This window comes from Modestobacter sp. VKM Ac-2983 (assembly GCF_026967885.1).
In the GTDB taxonomy this organism is placed as follows: Bacteria; Actinomycetota; Actinomycetes; order Mycobacteriales; family Geodermatophilaceae; genus Modestobacter.
Genome location: NZ_JAPVBK010000004.1, coordinates 89,562 through 107,514 on the forward strand (window position 1 = coordinate 89,562; position 17,953 = coordinate 107,514).

The following is a 17,953-nucleotide window of genomic DNA, read 5'->3' on the forward strand; positions in this document are numbered from 1 at the left end:
AACAGCAACGTCCTGATCCCCGACCGAGGTCGTCTCCTCGGCCGGGTCCTCCCCGTCGATCACCGGTCCGGCAGGACCACGACGCGCCGGTTCGGCTCTTCGCCCTCCGACTCACTGCGCACGCCGGCAGCGGCGGCGATGACGTCGTGCACGACCTTCCGCTCGAACGGGTTCATCGGCGCGAGGCGCTCGGGTGCCCCGCTCTCGGCGACCCGCTCGGCCGCCTCGGAGGCGAGGCTGGTCAGGTCGGCCCGCCGCTTCGCCCGGAAGCCCCCGATGTCGAGCATCAGGCGGCTGCGGACGCCGGTGGCCTGGGCCACCGCCAGCCGGGTCAGCTCCTGGAGCGCCTCGAGCGTCGCGCCGTCCGGCCCGATGAGGGTCTTCAGCTGGCCGCCGACGACGGCGACCGATGCCCGGTCGCCCTCGACGTCCAGGTCGATGTCGCCGTCGACGTCGAGGATGTCGAGCAGCCGCTCCAGGTAGTCGCCGGCGACGTCGCCCTCACGGACGAGCAGGCCGTCCCCGCCCTCGTCGGTGTCGTCCTCGTCGGCCCCGTCCTCGACGTCGACCGGCTCGACGACGGCGTCCGAGGACGCCGGGTCGGCGTCGGGCAGCGCAGGGTCACCGCTCTCGTCCGCCGAGGTCAGCAGGGCGTCCGAGGTCGCCTCGGACGTGGCCACGGTGTCGTTGTCGGATGCACTCACGGAGTCCTCCAGGGTCGTGCAGGCGGCCGGGCGAGCCCGGTGGTCAGGGGGCGGGCACGCCACGGGCTCACGCCCGGGTGCCGCAGCCGGTCAGCGGCGCTTGCGCTTGCCGCGGTTGGCGGGGCCGGCCGAGGACCGGCTCCCCGAGGAGCCCGTCCGTGGGCGGGCACCGCCGCCGCCCGGGGGCCGCCCGTTGGACTGGCCTCCGTCGCCCTTCGCGGGCGGCGTGCCGTCGCCGTTCGCAGCGGTCGCGCCCGACGGCGGGACGTCGGGGGTGGCGCCGTCGCCGTCGACCGTGGACATCGGGGCCGCAGACGCGGGACCGGTGCCCGGCTTGGGGCGCACCGGCTTCGCACCCGGCTTGGGGGCGAGGGTCTTGGGGTCGATCTGCGGCTTGTCGGCGGCGGCCTTGGCCAGCGCGGCCGGCGATCCGGGCGGGGGGAGCTTCTTCAGGATGTAGAACTGCTGGCCCAGGGTCCACAGGTTGTTGGTGAACCAGTAGAGGAGGACGCCGATCGGGAAGAAGAAACCGGAGACGAAGAGGCTCAGCGGCATGCCGTAGAGCAGCAGCTTCTGCACCATCGCGGCCTGGCCCTCGACCGGGCCGGAGCGCCGCATGATCTGCTTCTGGGTGAAGAAGGTCGTGAAGCACATGATCACGATCAGCAGGAACGCGACGATCCGGATGTTGGTGTAGTCGGCGATCTCCAGGATCGCCTGTTCCTTCTCCCCGACCATGTTGAACGAGGAGGAGATCGGTGCGCCGAAGAGCTCGGCCCGGGCCGCCTGGTCGGTGAGCTGGTCGTCCCAGCTGTAGAGACCCGGCCGGTCGGGGGCGATCCGGCGCAGCACGTGGAAGAGCGCCAGGAAGATCGGGATCTGCGGCAGGATCGGCAGGCAGCCGGCGAGCGGGTTGACCCCGCGCTCCTTGTTCAGCGCCATCATGGCCTGGCTGAAGCCCTGCTTGTCGCTGCCGTACTGCTTGCGGAGCTTCTGGATCTCCGGCTGGATCTCCTGCATCGCCCGCTGGCTCTTCACCTGCTTGACGAACAGGCGGAACAGCAGCACGCGGATGGTGACGACCAGGAAGACGATCGACAGCGCCCAGGCGATGCCGCTCGCCGGGTCCAGGAACGTGGAGAACAGTGCATGCCACTGCTTCATCACCCACGCGATCGCGGTGTACAGCCAGTCAAGCAACGCCAGCCTCCTGCTGCGCAGACCGGCGCGGAGCCGGCGGGGTGGCACGGTCGGGACGACGAGTGTCGTCAGCCGTCGGCGCGGTCGCCGCGGACGGTGCCGGCGGGTGCGCCGCTGTGCACGACGAGTGGGTGGGCTCAGCGGTTCCTGAGCCCGGTTCAGGACCTGCCTCGCCGGAGGGCGCAGCGGCCCCGCGCCGGGGTGGGACCAGGTCGACGCCGCCGCGGTGCCAGGGGGCGCACTTCACCAGCCGACACACGGCCAGCCAGGTGCCCCGCCCGGCGCCGTGGACCTCGATCGCCTCGGCGGCGTAGGCGCTGCACGTGGGCTCGAAGCGACACCGCGGCGGGAAGGCCGGGCTGATCGCGCGCTGGTAGAAGCGGACCGCGGCCAGCAGCCCGCGAGCAGGCGAACCGGTCACGGCCGCCGGCTCCGGGAGCCCCGGTCGCCGAGCACCCGGTCGAGGCCGGCGTCCAGGTCGCGGCTCAGCACGGCCGAACCGGCGTCGGCCGCCTCCGGGCGGGCCCGGATGACGAGGTCCGCGTTCGGCGGGAGCCGGTCCAGCCGGTCGCCGACCAGGTGTCGGAGCTGCCGGGTGACCCGGTGCCGGCAGACGGAGTTGCCGACGGCCTTGCCGACCACGAAACCGGCCCGCGGCCCGGTCGCAGGGTCCGAGGGACCCCCGACCCGGGCGACGGGCCGTTCGGAGAGGTAGTGCACCACCAGGGTCGGCCGCCCGGCACGCCGGCCGGACCGCACGACCGCGGTGAACTCCGGCCGCCGGCGCAGGCGTGCCTGCGCAGGCAGCACCTCAGGCGGAGAGCTTGTTGCGACCCTTGCCGCGACGGGCGGCGAGGATCGCCCGCCCGGCCCGGGTGCGCATCCGCAGCCGGAAGCCGTGGGTCTTGGCCCGGCGACGGGTGTTCGGCTGGAACGTGCGCTTGCTCACGAGGGACTCCCACTGCTGACGACGTCGGTGCGGCGCGAACCCGGTCGGGCAGCGCACGCGCGGGGCCGGGCAGGTCGTCGGCCCCGGTTGCTCCCGGTCCCTGCGACCGTCCCGGACTCCCGAGGCTGGTCTGCTGCGCAACGGGCCCGACGTTCACGCCCCACGAGCTGGGACGTGCACCGACTCCCGTGCACAGACTCCGACCAGCATAGCCGAGACCTGGAGGGTCCTGGTCTGCTGGCCGGACCCGTCATGGTGCACCGCTGTCGGAGCCCTCCGGCGAAGGACACGCCGCGACCGGTCAGTGCGCCGCTGCCGTCGTCGTTGCCCGCCTGTGGACGGGGCTGTTAGCGTCGCCGTCGCTCCGGGTCGGACGACCGGGCGCCGGTTCTCCTGCCGACCCCGTCGGCCGACCGCTCTCCGGACCCCCCTCCGATCGCCCGCTGTCCGGGCGCTCACCAGCCACGACGTCGTGACCGGCAGCACGCACGCCGGTCCGCCGGACCAGGTGTCGCCGAGCGTGCACAGACTGTGGACACTCGTGTGGACACAGCAGCCTTGGACGTCCACAGCTGGGGACCCGGCGGGGGATCCAGCGATCCACCGACATCCGTCCCACCTGTGGACGACGGCTGCGGGGCCGCACCGAGGCTCCGGGGCCACACCGGACGCAGCGCACTGGAGACAGAGCACCGAAGGCACGGGAAGGGACACAGTCGATGGCCGACGATCCGGTCGACCTGGCGACGGTCTGGGACCAGGCCCGCGAGCGGCTCGCCAGCAGCCTGACCCCGCAGCAGAAGGCGGTGCTCAACCTCACGCGGCCGCTCGGCCTGTTCGAGGACACCGCTGTGCTCGCCGCGCCCAACGAGTTCACCCAGACGGTGCTCGAGTCCCGCATGCGCATGGTGCTGGCCGAGGCGCTCTCCGCCGAGATCGGCCGGGACATCCGGGTGGCGGTGCAACTGGAGGACATGCCGGTGCCGCCGCCGGCCCCCGAGGCGCCCCGGCTGAGCGCCGAGCCGGAGGTCCGTCGCTGGCCCACCGCCGAGCAGGACCGGCTGGACCAGGACCGCCTCACCCAGGACCGGCTGGCCCACGACCGGGCCTCGGAGGAGCTGGCCGCCCGCGAGCGGGCCGCACACGACCGGGCCGCCGAGGACCGTGCCGACCGGGACCGGGTCGACGACGGGCGCAGTGCCTTCGGGGTGCGCGCCGACGCCGCCCGCGCCGAGGCGTGGCTGCCCGAGTCCGGGGACGGCCGTGACTGGTCCCGCGGGTCGGCCGGCGACGACCAGTCCGATGGCGCACCTCGCCGGCTGGCCCCCTGGGACCGCGACCCCGGGGACGCCGCCGGCCGCGACCAGGCACCGGAGGACGACCGCCGTCCGGCCGACCGCGCCGGGCGCGGCGGTGGCGCCGTCCCGCTGTTCGCCGACCGCCGCCCCGCAGGCCTGGACCCGGGTCTCAACGCCAAGTACGTCTTCGACAGCTTCGTCATCGGCAACAGCAACCGGTTCGCGCACGCGGCCGCCGTGGCCGTCGCCGAGGCCCCGGCGCGGGCCTACAACCCGCTGTTCATCTACGGCGACTCCGGGCTGGGCAAGACCCACCTGCTGCACGCGATCGGGCACTACGCGGCGCGGATGTTCCCCAACGTGCGGGTGCGGTACGTCAGCACCGAGGAGTTCACCAACGAGTTCATCAACCTGGTGCACTCCGGCCGGGCCGAGGACTTCCGGCGTCGCTACCGGGACATCGACTTCCTGCTGATCGACGACATCCAGTTCCTGGAACGCGCCGAGCGGACCCAGGAGGAGTTCTTCCACACCTTCAACACGCTGCACAACGCCAGCAAGCAGATCGTCATCACCTCCGACCGTGCGCCGAAGAAGCTCACGACGCTGGAGGACCGGCTGCGCACCCGGTTCGAGTGGGGCCTCATCACCGACGTCCAGGCGCCGGACCTGGAGACCCGCATCGCGATCCTGCGGAAGAAGGCCTGGGGCGAGCGGCTCCAGGCGCCCGACGCGGTGCTGGAGTTCATCGCCAGCAAGGTGCAGACCAACATCCGTGAGCTCGAGGGCGCGCTGATCCGGGTCACCGCCTTCGCCAGCCTGAACAAGCAGCCGGTCGACCTGGCGCTGGCCGAGCTGGTGCTCAAGGACCTGATCAGCGACGAGCAGGGTCCACAGATCACCGCGGCGATCATCATGGCCGCGACCGCCGAGTACTTCTCGGTGACCATGGAGGAGCTGCAGGGGGCCAACCGCAGCCGCACCCTGGTCAACGCCCGGCAGATCGCCATGTACCTGTGCCGTGAGCTGACCGAGCTGTCACTGCCCCGCATCGGGGCCTCCTTCGGCGGCAAGGACCACACCACGGTCATGCACGCGGTCAAGAAGATCACCGGGTTGATGAGCGAGCGTCGGGCCACCTACACCCAGGTCACCGAGCTCACTGCACGGATCAAGAGCCGCGCCCGCTCCTGACCATCGGCCGCGCTCGGCCCCGTCCGGGCTGAGCGCGGCCGCCGCACGTCCTGCCACCGTCCGGTCACCGGTCCGGTGGCTCTTCCGCGTGCCTCGACGGCCTGCTCCGAGGGGCACTCGCAGCAGGCCGGATGCGTCCCGTGTCTCCTTGTCCCCAGATCTGTACACAGCCTGGGGAGAGCGGGAGTGCACGGGCCACGGGCCGGCGGATCCCGCAGCCGACCGCATCTCTGCAGGTCGAGCGGGTGCGCCCGGGCGTCGCCGTCCCCCCGGTGTCCACAAGTCGCCCACCGGGGCCGGTGGACAGCACCCCGCGCCCACACCGGATGGGGACGGACCTGCGGGTGGAGGGGGGATGCGGGGTGGAGAGGGCACGACGACGGTGCACGGCGGTCGAGTTGTCCACGTGTCGACACAGGAGGACGCCCACCGGCCCACAGCGGGCCAACAGGCCCATTCGGGGGGTGACCTGCAGGAAGAGCTCCCGTCCCCAGGATCCACAACTGTGATGACGAGGATGAGCTATATCTCCCAGGTGTTCTCGAACCACACTCTCGGTGGGGACGGGCCGGTCCGGGGGCTTCGCTCCCCGGCCGGAGAGCACCAGGAGACGAGCTCTCAGCAGGCCCCTGAGCAGGGGACTGGTCACGCAGGGGGGCCGGCAGGAGAGGATGGGCGCCGCACACCGCCCGGCAGCAGCCGGCGCAGACGAACGTGGGGTGGATGACGAGATGAAGTTCCGGGTGGCACGTGAGGTGCTCGCCGAGGCCGTGGCATGGACGGCGCGCAGCCTGCCGCCGCGGCCGTCGGTGCCGGTGCTCGCCGGGATCCTGCTGGAGGTGGAGGGCGGCCAGCTCGCGGTCTCGGGCTTCGACTACGAGGTCTCGGCGCGGTCGGAGGTCGACGTGCAGTCCACCGAGGCCGGCCGCGCGCTCGTCCCCGGGCGGCTGCTCGCCGAGATCACCCGGGCCCTGCCGCCGCACCCGGTCGACGTGGTCGCCGAGGGGGCCCGGCTGGCCATCAGCTGTGGCAACGCCAAGTTCAGCCTGCCCACGCTCCCGGTCGAGGACTACCCGTCGCTGCCCTCGATGCCCTCCACCGCGGGGGTCGTGGACAGCGACGCCTTCGCCGAGGCCGTCGGCCAGGTCGCCGTCGCCGCCGGCCGGGACGACACCCTGCCGATGCTGACCGGCGTCCGGCTGGAGATCGAGGACGACCTGGTCACCCTCGCCGCCACCGACCGGTACCGGCTCGCGGTCCGGGAGTTCGCCTGGCGCCCGGAGACCCCGGGCCTGTCCGCCGCCGTCCTGGTGCCCGCCCGCACCCTGGCCGATGCGGCGAAGACGCTGACCAGCGGCCCCGAGGTCGTGCTCTCGCTGGCCTCGGGCGGCTCCGGCGAGGGCATCCTCGGCATGTCCGGCAAGGACCGCCGCACCACGACCCGCCTGCTGGACGCGGAGTTCGTGAAGTACCGCGCGATCATGCCCAGTGAGTCCTCGTCCTTCGCCACGCTGCCGGTCGGGCTGTTCACCGACGCGGCCAAGCGCGTGGCCCTGGTCGCCGAGCGCGGCACCCCGCTGCGCTGCGAGTTCACCCCCGGGCAGGTCACGCTGCGGGCCGGTGGCACCGACGACGAGGGGCAGGCCGAAGAGCGCTGCGACGTCGAGTTCGACGGTGAGCCGCTGACGATCGGCTTCAACCCGACGTTCCTGCTCGACGGCCTGGCAGCGGTGCACACCGACCGCGCCCGGATGGACTTCACGACGGCGCTGAAGCCGGCCGTGCTGTCCGGTGTCGACGAGTCCTCCGCCGACGACGAGGGCAACGGCAAGCCGGCCGAGCGGGCCGGCTCGTACCGCTACCTGATCATGCCGGTGCGGCTGCCAGGCTGACAGCGAGCCCGGCGCGCGTGCGCCGGGGAGGGCGAGCACGATGGACGGCGGCGTGCGCCCTGGGCCCTGCCCGGGTGCAACGGGTGCGCTGCAACGGTGCGGCTGCCCACCGAGACCTGCCGCGGGAGGACCGCGGCCCACGAGCGACATCGAGGACTGAGGAGCGGGACGTGCAGCTGGGGATGGTCGGACTGGGCAAGATGGGCGGCAACATGGCCGAGCGGCTCCGCCGCGCAGGTCACGACGTGGTCGGGTACGACGCGTTCTCCGAGAAGCGGGACGTCGAGAGCCTCCAGGCGCTGGTCCAGGCGCTCGAGGCGCCCCGCGTCGTCTGGGTGATGGTGCCCAGTGGCGACCCCACCCGCTCGACGGTGCGTGAGCTGAGCGAGCTGCTGAGCCCGGGTGACGTGGTCATCGACGGCGGCAACTCCAAGTTCACCGACGACAAGGTGCACGGGGAGGAGCTGGGCGCCAAGGGCCTGGGCTACATCGACGCCGGCGTCTCCGGCGGCGTCTGGGGCCTGGACAACGGCTACGCGCTCATGGTCGGTGGCTCGGTGGAGGACGTCGCCAAGGCGCAGCCGATCTTCGACGCGCTCAAGCCGCCGGCCCCCAAGGACGAGGCCGGGCAGCCGATCCACGGCGCCGGGTTCGTGCACGCCGGCCCCTGCGGCGCCGGCCACTTCGCCAAGATGGTCCACAACGGCATCGAGTACGCGATGATGCAGGCCTACGGCGAGGGCTACGAGCTGCTGGCCGCGGTCGACCTGATCGAGGACGTCCCCGGCGTCGTCGCCTCCTGGACCCAGGGCACCGTCATCCGCTCCTGGCTGCTGGACCTGCTGGTCCGCGCCCTGCAGGACGACCCGTCCCTGGAGAAGATCTCCGGCTACGCCGAGGACTCCGGCGAGGGCCGCTGGACCGTCGAGCAGGCGATCGAGCACGCCGTCCCGATGCCGGCGATCTCGGCGTCGCTGTTCGCCCGCTTCGCCTCCCGGCAGAGCGACTCCCCGACGATGAAGGCGGTGGCCGCGCTGCGCAACCAGTTCGGCGGGCACGCCGTCCAGGCCGTCGAGGCGGCCGAGCCGGCGGAGGCCGAGACCCCCGCGTGAGCACCGGATCGACGTCCGTCCTCCACCAAAATGGCCATTTTGGTGGAGGACGGGGTCGGGGCTGAGCCGTGTACCTGCGGCACCTGCAGGTCGGGCACTTCCGCAGCTGGGAGTCCGCGGACCTGGCGCTGACGCCGGGCCCGACCGTGCTGGTCGGCCGCAACGGCCAGGGGAAGACCAACCTGGTCGAGGCGGTCGGCTACCTGGCCACGCTGGGCAGCCACCGGGTCTCCTCCGACGCACCGCTGGTGCAGCACGGCGCGACCCAGGCGGTGGTGCGGGCAGCGCTGCGCCGGGACGAGCGCGAGCTGCTGGTCGAGGTGGAGATCAACCCCGGCCGGGCCAATCGGGTGCGGGTCAACCGGGCGCCCCTGCCCCGGCCGCGGGAGCTCCTCGGGCTGGTCCGGACGGTCCTGTTCGCCCCCGAGGACCTCGCCCTGGTCCGCGGGGACCCGGCCGAGCGCCGGCGCTTCCTCGACGACCTGCTGGTCAGCCGCACACCGCGGCTGGCCGGGGTGCGCAGCGACTACGACCGGGTGCTCAAGCAGCGCAACGCCCTGCTGAAGACGGCGAGGCTCGCCCGCGGCAACGCGCTGGCCACCCTGGACGTCTGGGACGGCCACCTGACCGAGCTCGGCGGCCAGTTGCTGGCGGCCCGACTGGCGCTCATCGCCGACCTCGCCCCCTACGTGGCGGAGTCCTACGCCGGGGTGGCCGGCCCCGGCGCCGACCGGGCGGCGCTGGGCTACAGCAGCTCGGTGCCGCTGGCCGGTGACGGTGCGCCGGTCGACCCGGCGCGGGCGCTGCCCGGTGCCGCGGAGCTGGCCGCGGCGCTCCGCGAGCGGGTCGCCGAGCGGCGCAAGGACGAGGTCGACCGCGGGGTGACCCTGGTCGGGCCGCACCGCGACGACCTGGTGCTGCACCTGGGGCCGGCGCCGGCCAAGGGCTACGCCAGCCACGGTGAGTCCTGGTCGTTCGCCCTCGCGGTGAAGCTGGCCTGCTTCGCGCTGCTGCGCGCCGAGGGCGACGACCCGATCCTGGTGCTGGACGACGTCTTCGCCGAGCTGGACTCCGGTCGCCGCGCCGCGCTGGCCGAGGTCGCCCGCAGCGCCGAGCAGACCCTGATCACCGCGGCCGTCGCCGAGGACGTCCCCGCGGTGCTGCTGGGCACCCGGGTGCAGGTCGCCGACGGGGAGGCGCGGATCCTGCCCGGTGAGCCGGCCGACGGGAGCGCGGCAGCGGAGGAGGCAGAGGTGGACCGTGGCTGAGGAACGTCCGGCACGACCCTCCGACATCGCCCGTGCGGCGCTGGAGGCCGCCCGGGCGGCCTCGGCGTCCCGCCCGCAGCCCACCCGTCGCCGGGTGGCCGGCCCGCGGCGCCGCTGGACCGGCCCGGGCCCCGGTGCCGACGACCCCCAGCCGCTCGGCTCCCTGGTCGACTCGCTGGTCACCCAGCAGGACTGGACCGCCCGCACCAAGATCGGTGCGGTCTTCGGGCGCTGGGACACCCTGGTCGGACCGGAGATCGCCGCGCACTGCCGGCCGCAGTCGCTGAACGAGGGCGAGCTGCTGGTGGTCGCGGAGTCCACGGCCTGGGCCACCCAGCTGCGCCTGCTGGCGCCGAGCATCCTGGGCAAGCTGCGCGCCGGGGTGGGCGGGGACGTCGTGACCAAGCTGCGCGTTGTCGGTCCGACGGCGCCGAGCTGGAAGAAGGGCCCACGCACCGTCCGTGGCCGTGGGCCGCGCGACACCTACGGATGAGCGACGAGACGACGAGGAGTCAGCGATGAGCAGCCCGCGCGACCGCGACCGGGACGGCTTCGACGACGGCGCCGGCGGCCAGTGGCAGGAGCCCGCGCACCTCGGTGGGGACACGCCCGGCGGCGGTGAGCCCGGCCCGGCCGCGCCCCGCCCGGACGGCGACCGCACCGACGGGCCCGGGGACGACCGTTCCGGGTCCCAGGCCTGGCAGCCCCCGGGCTGGGACCTGCCGGCGGTGCAGCCCGACCGCCCGGCGGCGTCCGGCCCGCCGCCGTCCAGCCCGCCGCCGTCCACCCCACCGGCCCAGACACCGCCCCCCGCACCCCGGGACGAGCCCGCCTGGCGGCCACCGGAGGCCGACCAGGGGCAGTCCGACGCACCCCCGCGTGAGCAGGCCGAACGCCCCCGGCGGGGGCTGAGTGGGCTGTTCGGCGGCGGCCGGTCCCGGCCGTCGGGCGACGCCGGCACCGGGAACCGGGACGCGCAGCCCGACCCGGCTGCCGCGGAGGACCCCTACGGCACGCAGCTGTGGGCCCAGCAGTTCGGCTGGGTGCTCTCCGACGGCACCGCCCCGGAGGACGAGCCGCTGGGCGCGCTGGTGAGGTCGGCGCCGGTCCGGCCCGGCAAGGAGGACCAGGCGAGCCGGGTGGTGCGCGGCCGGGGCAACGGCCTGGACCTGGTCGCCTTCGACATCGTCTCCCCGGTGGGCCGTGGCTTCGTCAGCACCCACGGGGTCACCGCCGCGCCGGTGCTGGGTGCGGTGCCCGCGTTCCGGCTCTCCCCGGCCCGGATGTGGCGGCACGGCACCGGCGGCATGCTGCAGATCCCCAGCCCGGACCCCGAGTTCGACCGCCGCTGGGTGCTGCTCGCCGCCGAGGACGGCCCGCAGGTCCGCCGGATCGCCGAGGACCCGCTCGTGCGGCAGTCGCTGCTGGGCAGTGACGACGGCGACGAGATCTGGTCCGCGGCCGGCTTCGTCGCCGCCATCAGGCCGGACGCCAACCGGCCGCAGCTGATCGAGCACCACGCCCGGTTGCTGGCTGCCGTGGTCGGCGCACTCGCCGCCGCGGCCTGACCGGCGCCCCACGATGACGTCGGGCGGGTCGACGACGGAGGAGCCGACGCCGACCGCCGGGCTGCGCGAGCTGCTGCCCCTGCTCCGCCCGCACCGCCGGGCGCTGAGTGCGGCCGCGGTGCTCTCGCTGGTGTCGGCCGCGGCTGCGCTGGCCCAGCCCGCCCTGGTCGGGCAGGTGATCAGCGCGGTGGGCTCAGGCGGTGCGGTGCTGCCCGGGGTGGTCGCGCTGGTCGTCGTCCTGGTGGTGGCGGCGGTGCTCGGTGCCGGGCAGCAGTACCTGCTGCAGCGCACCGCCGAGGGCGTCGTCCTCAGCACCCGGCGACTGCTGGTCGACCGGCTGCTGCGGCTGCCGATCGCCGAGTACGACCAGCGGCGCACCGGGGACCTGATGTCGCGCGTCGGCTCGGACACCACCCTCCTGCGGGCCGCCGTCACCAGCGGGGTGGTGGAGCTGGTCGGGTCGGTGGTGGTCGGCGTCGGCGCCCTCGTGGCGATGGCCCTGGTCGACGTCTGGCTGCTGCTGGTCACCGTGCTCGCGGTGAGCGTCGGGGTGACCACCGCGGTGGTGGCCTCCCGCCGGGTCCGGGTGCTGTCCCGGCAGGCGCAGGAACAGGTCGGTGCGATGAGCGCTGCGGTGGAGCGGGCGCTGTCGGCGGTCCGCACGATCCGGGCGAGCGGTGCCACCGCCCGGGAGGTGGACACCGTGGGCACCAGCGCCGAGCGGGCGTTCACCGCCGGCGTGCAGGTCGCCCGGCTGGAGGCGCTGGTCTCACCGGCCGGGTCGATCGCCGTCCAGGGCGCGTTCCTGGCCGTGCTCGGGCTGGGCGGCTACCGGGTGGCGACCGGCTCGATCGCCGTCGCCGACCTGGTCGCCTTCATCCTCTACCTGTTCCTGCTGGTCATGCCGCTGGGACAGCTGATCGGTTCCTACACCCAGCTGCAGGCCGGCCTCGGGGCGTTGGCCCGGGTGCAGGAGGTGCTGGCCCTGGAGCCCGAGCACGACGAGCGGCCGGAGCGGCCGGGAGCCGGCCGGTCGCCGGCCGTGCTCCGCACGCCCGCGGGCGGGGACCCCGTCCCGCTGCTCGAACTGGAGGACGTCGGCTTCGGCTACCCGGACGGGACGGCGGTGCTCCACGGCGTCTCCTTCACCGTGCCGGCCGGCACCCGGGTCGCGCTGGTCGGGCCGTCGGGCGCCGGCAAGTCCACCGTGCTCGCCCTGGTGGAGGGGTTCTACCCGCTCTCGTCCGGCACGGTCCGGTGGGGCGGCACCGACGTGCGCGAGCTGCCGCGCGCCACGCTGCGGGCCCGGATGGGCTACGTCGAGCAGGAGGCGCCGGTGCTGGCCGGCACGGTCCGGGACAACCTGCTGCTGGCCGCGCCCCACGCCGGGGAGGAGCAGCTGTGGCAGGCGCTGGCCGACGTCGGCCTCACCGGCGTCGTGCAGCGCTCCGCGCGCGGGCTGGACGTCGCCGTCGGGGACGACGGGGTGCTGCTGTCCGGCGGGGAGCGCCAGCGGCTGGCGATCGCCCGGTCGCTGCTGGCCCGGCCGGCGCTGCTGCTGCTCGACGAGCCGACCGCCAGCCTCGACGCCCGCAACGAGGGCCTGCTGCGGGAGACCCTCGCCGCCGCGGCGGCCGACCGGGCGCTGCTGGTGGTGGCCCACCGCCTGTCCACGGTGGTGGACAGCGACCAGATCGTGGTCCTGGACGCCGGGCGGGTGGTCGCCGTCGGCACGCATGCCGAGCTGGTCGACACCAGCCCGCTCTACCGGGAGCTCGCCACCGCCCAGCTGCTCGTCTAGTTCCCGGTTCCACGTGGAACGTGCGAACGGCGGCGCAGCCGCCACAGGACGGCGTGTCGACCCGGGGGGCAACACAGATGGTGGCGCGTGAGTCGGGAGAGGCTCTCGCGCCACGTCAGGCCCCGGACGGGCGATCTGGGGTGTACGGACCCGGTACTCTGGAGGGGACACACCCCCAGCAACCCGCTGAGAGCCGTCCTGCGCGCCTCGACATCGTCGTCGACGTGGTGCCGCGGCCGCGAGGTTGCGCAAGAGAAGGGCCCCACGTGGTCGCTCAGCCGCAGACCGAGAACGCCTACTCCGGTAGCTCCATCACCGTCCTGGAGGGGCTGGACGCGGTCCGTAAGCGCCCCGGCATGTACATCGGCTCGACCGGTGAGCGGGGCCTGCACCACATGGTGTGGGAGGTGGTGGACAACGCCGTCGACGAGGCGCTGGCCGGGTACTGCGACACCGTCCGGGTGACCCTGCTCGCCGACGGCGGGGTCCGGGTCGAGGACAACGGCCGTGGCATCCCGGTCGACATGCACCCGGTGGAGAAGCGGCCGACGGTCGAGGTGGTCATGACCATCCTGCACGCGGGCGGCAAGTTCGACGGCAAGAGCTACGGCGTCTCCGGTGGCCTGCACGGCGTCGGGGTGACGGTGGTCAACGCGCTCTCCCACGCGCTCGACGTGCGCATCTGGCGCAACGGGACCGAGTGGACCCAGCACTACGACGTGGCCAAGCCCGCCGCGCTGACCGAGGTCGGCCCCACCGACAAGCGGGGCACGGCCATCACGTTCTGGGCCGACCCGACGATCTTCGAGACGACGGTCTACTCCTTCGACACGATCAACCGCCGGCTCCAGGAGATGGCCTTCCTCAACAAGGGCCTGACCATGGTGCTGCGCGACGAGCGCCCCGGGCACAGCAAGGCCGAGACCGGCGCCGGCGACGAGGCCTCGCTGGCCGAGGCCGCACCGACGGTCGGTGCGGAGGCCGCCGCCTTCGAGCCCACCGAGGTCACCTACCGCTACGACGGCGGCCTGGTCGACTACGTGACCTACATCAACCGCCGCAAGACCGCGATCCACCGCTCGGTCATCGGCTTCTCCGCCGACGGCGTGGGCAAGAACGACACCGCGATGTCGGTGGACGTCGCCATGCAGTGGTCCGACGCCTACTCCGAGTCGGTGCACACCTTCGCGAACATCATCAACACCCACGAGGGCGGCACCCACGAGGAGGGCTTCCGGGCGGCGCTGACCTCGATCGTGAACAAGTACGCGATCGAGAAGAAGCTGCTCAAGGAGAAGGACGACAAGCTCACCGGTGACGACATCCGGGAGGGCCTGGCCGCGATCGTCTCGGTGAAGCTCGGTGACCCGCAGTTCGAGGGCCAGACGAAGACCAAGCTCGGCAACACCGAGGTCAAGGGCTTCGTGCAGAAGGTCTGCAACGACCAGATCGGGCACTGGTTCGAGGCCAACCCGGCCGAGGCGAAGACGATCATCACCAAGGCCACCTCGGCGGCCCGGGCCCGCCGGGCCGCGCAGGACGCCCGCAAGCTCGCCCGCAAGAGCCTGCTCACCGTCAGCGGCCTGCCGGGCAAGCTGGCGGACTGCCGCTCGACCGACCCGCGGAACTCCGAGGTCTACATCGTCGAGGGCGACTCGGCCGGTGGCTCGGCCAAGTCCGGCCGCGACTCGATGTACCAGGCGATCCTGCCCATCCGCGGCAAGATCATCAACGTCGAGAAGGCGCGCATCGACCGGGTGCTGAAGAACACCGAGGTCCAGTCGATGATCACCGCCTTCGGCACCGGGATCCACGACGAGTTCGACCTGTCGAAGCTGCGCTATCACAAGATCATCTTGATGGCCGACGCCGACGTCGACGGGCAGCACATCACCACGCTGCTGCTGACCCTGCTGTTCCGCTTCATGCGGCCGCTGGTCGAGGCCGGCCACGTCTACCTGGCGCAGCCGCCGCTGTACAAGATCAAGTGGGGCAACAAGCACCCCGACGACTACGTCTACACCGATCGGGAGCGGGACGAGCTGCTCAAGAGCCGCGCCTCCGAGGGCCGCAAGCTCCCCAAGGACGACGCGATCCAGCGGTTCAAGGGCCTTGGTGAGATGGACGCCAAGGAGCTGTGGGAGACCACGATGAACCCGGAGAGCCGGATCCTGCGCCAGGTGACCCTCGACGATGCTGCCGCAGCGGACGAGCTGTTCAGCGTGTTGATGGGCGAGGACGTCGTCGCCCGCCGGAGCTTCATCACCCGCAACGCCAAGGACGTCCGCTTCCTCGACGTCTGAGGAAGGGCCCCGGTGAGGGGCCAGGGGCAATGCCCCCGAGGGCGCTCGTAGTGCGCATTCATCCACCGCTGTGTATCGACTTGTGGAGAACCAGACGTGACAGAGACACCCAGCCGCGACCGCGTCGAGCCGGTCGACCTCCAGCAGGAGATGCAGCGCAGCTACATCGACTACGCGATGTCGGTCATCGTCGGCCGCGCACTGCCCGACGTGCGGGACGGCCTCAAGCCGGTGCACCGCCGCGTGCTCTACGCGATGTTCGACCAGGGCTTCCGGCCCGACCGGGCGACCGTCAAGTGCGCCCGCGTGGTCGGCGAGGTGATGGGCAACTACCACCCGCACGGTGACTCGTCGATCTACGACGCCCTCGTGCGGCTGGCCCAGCCCTGGTCGATGCGCTACCCGCTGATCGACGGCCAGGGCAACTTCGGCTCGCCGGGCAACGACCCGGCCGCGGCCATGCGGTACACCGAGGCCCGGCTCACCCCGCTGGCCATGGAGATGCTCCGGGACATCGACGAGGACACCGTCGACTTCCAGCCCAACTACGACGGCAAGAACCTGGAACCCCTGGTGCTGCCGGGGCGCATCCCCAACCTGCTGGTCAACGGCTCGGCCGGCATCGCCGTCGGCATGGCGACGAACATGCCGCCGCACAACCTGCGCGAGGTCGCCGCCGCCGTCTTCTGGATGCTCGAGCACCCCGAGGCCGAGCCGGAGGAGGCGCTGACCGCCTGCATGGAGCGGGTCAAGGGCCCGGACTTCCCGACCCACGGGCTGATCGTCGGCCGTGAGGGCATCGAGGACGCCTACCGCACCGGCCGCGGCTCGGTGCGGATGCGCGCCGTCGTCACCGTCGAGGAGGACAGCCGGGGCCGGGTACAGCTCGTCGTCACCGAGCTGCCCTACCAGGTCAACCCGGACAACCTGGCCGAGTCGATCGCCGAGGGCGTGCGTGACGGCCGGCTCCAGGGGATCTCCGAGATCGCCGACGAGTCCAGCGACCGGGTCGGCCGCCGCCTGGTGATCACGCTGCGCCGGGACGCCGTCGCCAAGGTCGTGCTGAACAACCTCTACAAGCACACCCAGCTGCAGACCACCTTCGGCTGCAACATGCTCTCCATCGTCGACGGCGTGCCCCGCACCCTGCGGCTGGACGAGCTCATCCGGCTCTGGGTGACCCACCAGATCGAGGTCATCGTCCGGCGCACGCGCTACCGGCTGCGCAAGGCCGAGGAGCGGGCGCACATCCTGCGCGGCTACGCCAAGGCGCTGGACCACCTGGACGAGGTCATCGCCCTCATCCGCCGCAGCGAGTCGGCCGAGGCGGCCCGCAGCGGGCTGATGGAGCTGCTGGACGTCGACGAGATCCAGGCCGTCGCGATCCTGGACCTGCAGCTGCGCCGGCTCGCCGCCCTGGAGCGGCAGCGGATCCTGGACGAGCTGGCCGAGATCGAGGCCAGGATCGCCGAACTGCAGGCGATCCTGGACTCTCCCGAGCGGCAGCGGCAGATCGTCCACGACGAGTTGGCCGAGATCGTGGAGAAGTACGGCGACGACCGGCGCACCCAGTTCGTGGCCAACGACGGTGACGTGTCGATGGAGGACCTCATCGCCGAGGAGCAGGTGGTCGTCACGATCACCCGCACCGGTTACGCCAAGCGCACCAAGGCCGACCTCTACCGCTCGCAGCGGCGCGGCGGCAAGGGCGTCATGGGCGCTGCGCTCAAGCAGGACGACCTCGTCCAGCAGTTCTTCGTGGGGTCGACCCACGACTGGATCCTGTTCTTCACGAACAAGGGGCGGGTCTACCGCGCAAAGGCCTACGAGCTGCCCGAGGCGGCCCGGACCGCCCGCGGCGCGCACGTGGCCAACATCCTGGCCTTCCAGCCGGACGAGAAGATCGCCCAGGTCATCCAGATCAAGGACTACACGGTCGCGCCGTACCTGGTCCTGGCCACGGCCCGCGGTCAGGTGAAGAAGACCCGGCTCACCGACTTCGACTCCCCCCGCTCCGGCGGTGTCATCGCGATCAACCTGCGCGACAACGACGAGCTGGTCGGCGCGGCGATGATCAGCCCGGACCAGAACCTGCTCCTCGTCACCCGCAAGGCGATGTCGATCTGCTTCCGGGCCAACGACGAGCAGCTGCGCCCGATGGGCCGGGCCACCGAGGGCGTACGCGGCATCTCACTGGCCCCGGACGACACCCTGCTGTCGATGATCGTGGTCCAGGAGGGCGTCGACGTCCTGGTCGCCACCGAGGGCGGTTACGCCAAGCGCACCGGGATCGAGCACTACCCGGAGCAGGGCCGCGGCGGCAAGGGCGTGCTCACCGCCGACCCCAAGGCCCGCAAGGGTGCGCTGGTGGGTGCCCTCGCCGTGGTGCTCGGGGACGAGCTGTACGCCATCACCTCCGGCGGCGGGGTGATCCGCACACCGGTGAACGGCGTCCGGCACACCCGGGACCGGGCCACCATGGGCGTCAAGCTCATGAACTTGCCGGAAGACGTCTCCATCGTGGCCATCGCGCGTACGACGGACAACGACGAGCCCGACGCCTAGGGTGGGCGCGGATGCCGAACCGGTGTCGCGGACGACGACGTCCGCGATCCGGGCCGGCGACGACGACCGCAGTGACCGGCCCACCGCCCTCTGCACCAT

At 72.8% G+C, this 17,953-nt stretch carries 14 protein-coding genes; 9 read left to right on the top strand and 5 right to left on the bottom strand.

Going from position 1 to position 17,953, the window contains the following annotated elements:
* Positions 1-59: 59 nt before the first annotated feature.
* From O2W18_RS17595 to rpmH, 5 genes are all read right to left on the bottom strand, one after another.
* The gene (locus O2W18_RS17595; protein WP_269188735.1) at positions 60-704 is read right to left on the bottom strand and encodes a Jag family protein; all 645 of its coding nucleotides are present in this window, start codon (positions 702-704) and stop codon (positions 60-62) included.
* 90 nt (positions 705-794) lie between these two features.
* Positions 795-1,904 (bottom strand): membrane protein insertase YidC, encoded by a 1,110-nt coding sequence (gene yidC, locus O2W18_RS17600; RefSeq protein WP_269188736.1) that lies wholly within the window; start codon positions 1,902-1,904, stop codon positions 795-797.
* Positions 1,897-2,325 (bottom strand): membrane protein insertion efficiency factor YidD, encoded by a 429-nt coding sequence (gene yidD / locus O2W18_RS21785; protein ID WP_269188737.1) that lies wholly within the window; start codon positions 2,323-2,325, stop codon positions 1,897-1,899. The genes yidC and yidD overlap by 8 nt, the downstream gene beginning before the upstream one ends.
* Complete coding sequence (gene rnpA, locus O2W18_RS17610; protein WP_269188738.1) at positions 2,322-2,714, bottom strand: ribonuclease P protein component; 393 nt, start codon at positions 2,712-2,714, stop codon at positions 2,322-2,324. The genes yidD and rnpA overlap by 4 nt, the downstream gene beginning before the upstream one ends.
* A 1-nt stretch (position 2,715) precedes the next feature.
* On the bottom strand, positions 2,716-2,853 hold the full coding sequence (gene rpmH / locus O2W18_RS17615) for a 50S ribosomal protein L34 (protein WP_036333061.1): 138 nt from the start codon (positions 2,851-2,853) through the stop codon (positions 2,716-2,718).
* A gap of 719 nt (positions 2,854-3,572) precedes the next feature.
* On the opposite strand from rpmH, the gene dnaA reads away from it, so the two are divergent.
* The 9 genes from dnaA to gyrA all read left to right on the top strand — a co-directional run bounded on the left by dnaA (position 3,573) and on the right by gyrA (position 17,854).
* The gene (gene dnaA / locus O2W18_RS17620; RefSeq protein ID WP_269188739.1) at positions 3,573-5,345 is read left to right on the top strand and encodes a chromosomal replication initiator protein DnaA; all 1,773 of its coding nucleotides are present in this window, start codon (positions 3,573-3,575) and stop codon (positions 5,343-5,345) included.
* A gap of 731 nt (positions 5,346-6,076) precedes the next feature.
* Positions 6,077-7,237 (top strand): DNA polymerase III subunit beta, encoded by a 1,161-nt coding sequence (dnaN, locus tag O2W18_RS17625; protein ID WP_269188740.1) that lies wholly within the window; start codon positions 6,077-6,079, stop codon positions 7,235-7,237.
* Positions 7,238-7,320: 83 nt separating this feature from the next.
* On the top strand, positions 7,321-8,349 hold the full coding sequence (gene gnd / locus O2W18_RS17630; protein WP_442929148.1) for a phosphogluconate dehydrogenase (NAD(+)-dependent, decarboxylating): 1,029 nt from the start codon (positions 7,321-7,323) through the stop codon (positions 8,347-8,349).
* 68 nt (positions 8,350-8,417) lie between these two features.
* Positions 8,418-9,617 (top strand): DNA replication/repair protein RecF, encoded by a 1,200-nt coding sequence (gene recF, locus O2W18_RS17635; RefSeq protein ID WP_269188741.1) that lies wholly within the window; start codon positions 8,418-8,420, stop codon positions 9,615-9,617.
* Positions 9,610-10,110 (top strand): DUF721 domain-containing protein, encoded by a 501-nt coding sequence (locus tag O2W18_RS17640; protein WP_269188742.1) that lies wholly within the window; start codon positions 9,610-9,612, stop codon positions 10,108-10,110. Before recF ends, O2W18_RS17640 begins: the two co-directional genes overlap by 8 nt.
* Before the next feature lie 25 nt (positions 10,111-10,135).
* On the top strand, positions 10,136-11,185 hold the full coding sequence (locus tag O2W18_RS17645) for a hypothetical protein (protein WP_269188743.1): 1,050 nt from the start codon (positions 10,136-10,138) through the stop codon (positions 11,183-11,185).
* A gap of 13 nt (positions 11,186-11,198) precedes the next feature.
* Positions 11,199-12,986, top strand: a complete 1,788-nt coding sequence (locus O2W18_RS17650; protein WP_269188744.1) for an ABC transporter ATP-binding protein — start codon at positions 11,199-11,201, stop codon at positions 12,984-12,986.
* 266 nt (positions 12,987-13,252) lie between these two features.
* The gene (gene gyrB, locus O2W18_RS17655) at positions 13,253-15,289 is read left to right on the top strand and encodes a DNA topoisomerase (ATP-hydrolyzing) subunit B (protein ID WP_269188745.1); all 2,037 of its coding nucleotides are present in this window, start codon (positions 13,253-13,255) and stop codon (positions 15,287-15,289) included.
* A 96-nt stretch (positions 15,290-15,385) separates the two neighbouring features.
* Positions 15,386-17,854 (top strand): DNA gyrase subunit A, encoded by a 2,469-nt coding sequence (gene gyrA / locus O2W18_RS17660; RefSeq protein ID WP_269188746.1) that lies wholly within the window; start codon positions 15,386-15,388, stop codon positions 17,852-17,854.
* Positions 17,855-17,953: the final 99 nt, after the last annotated feature.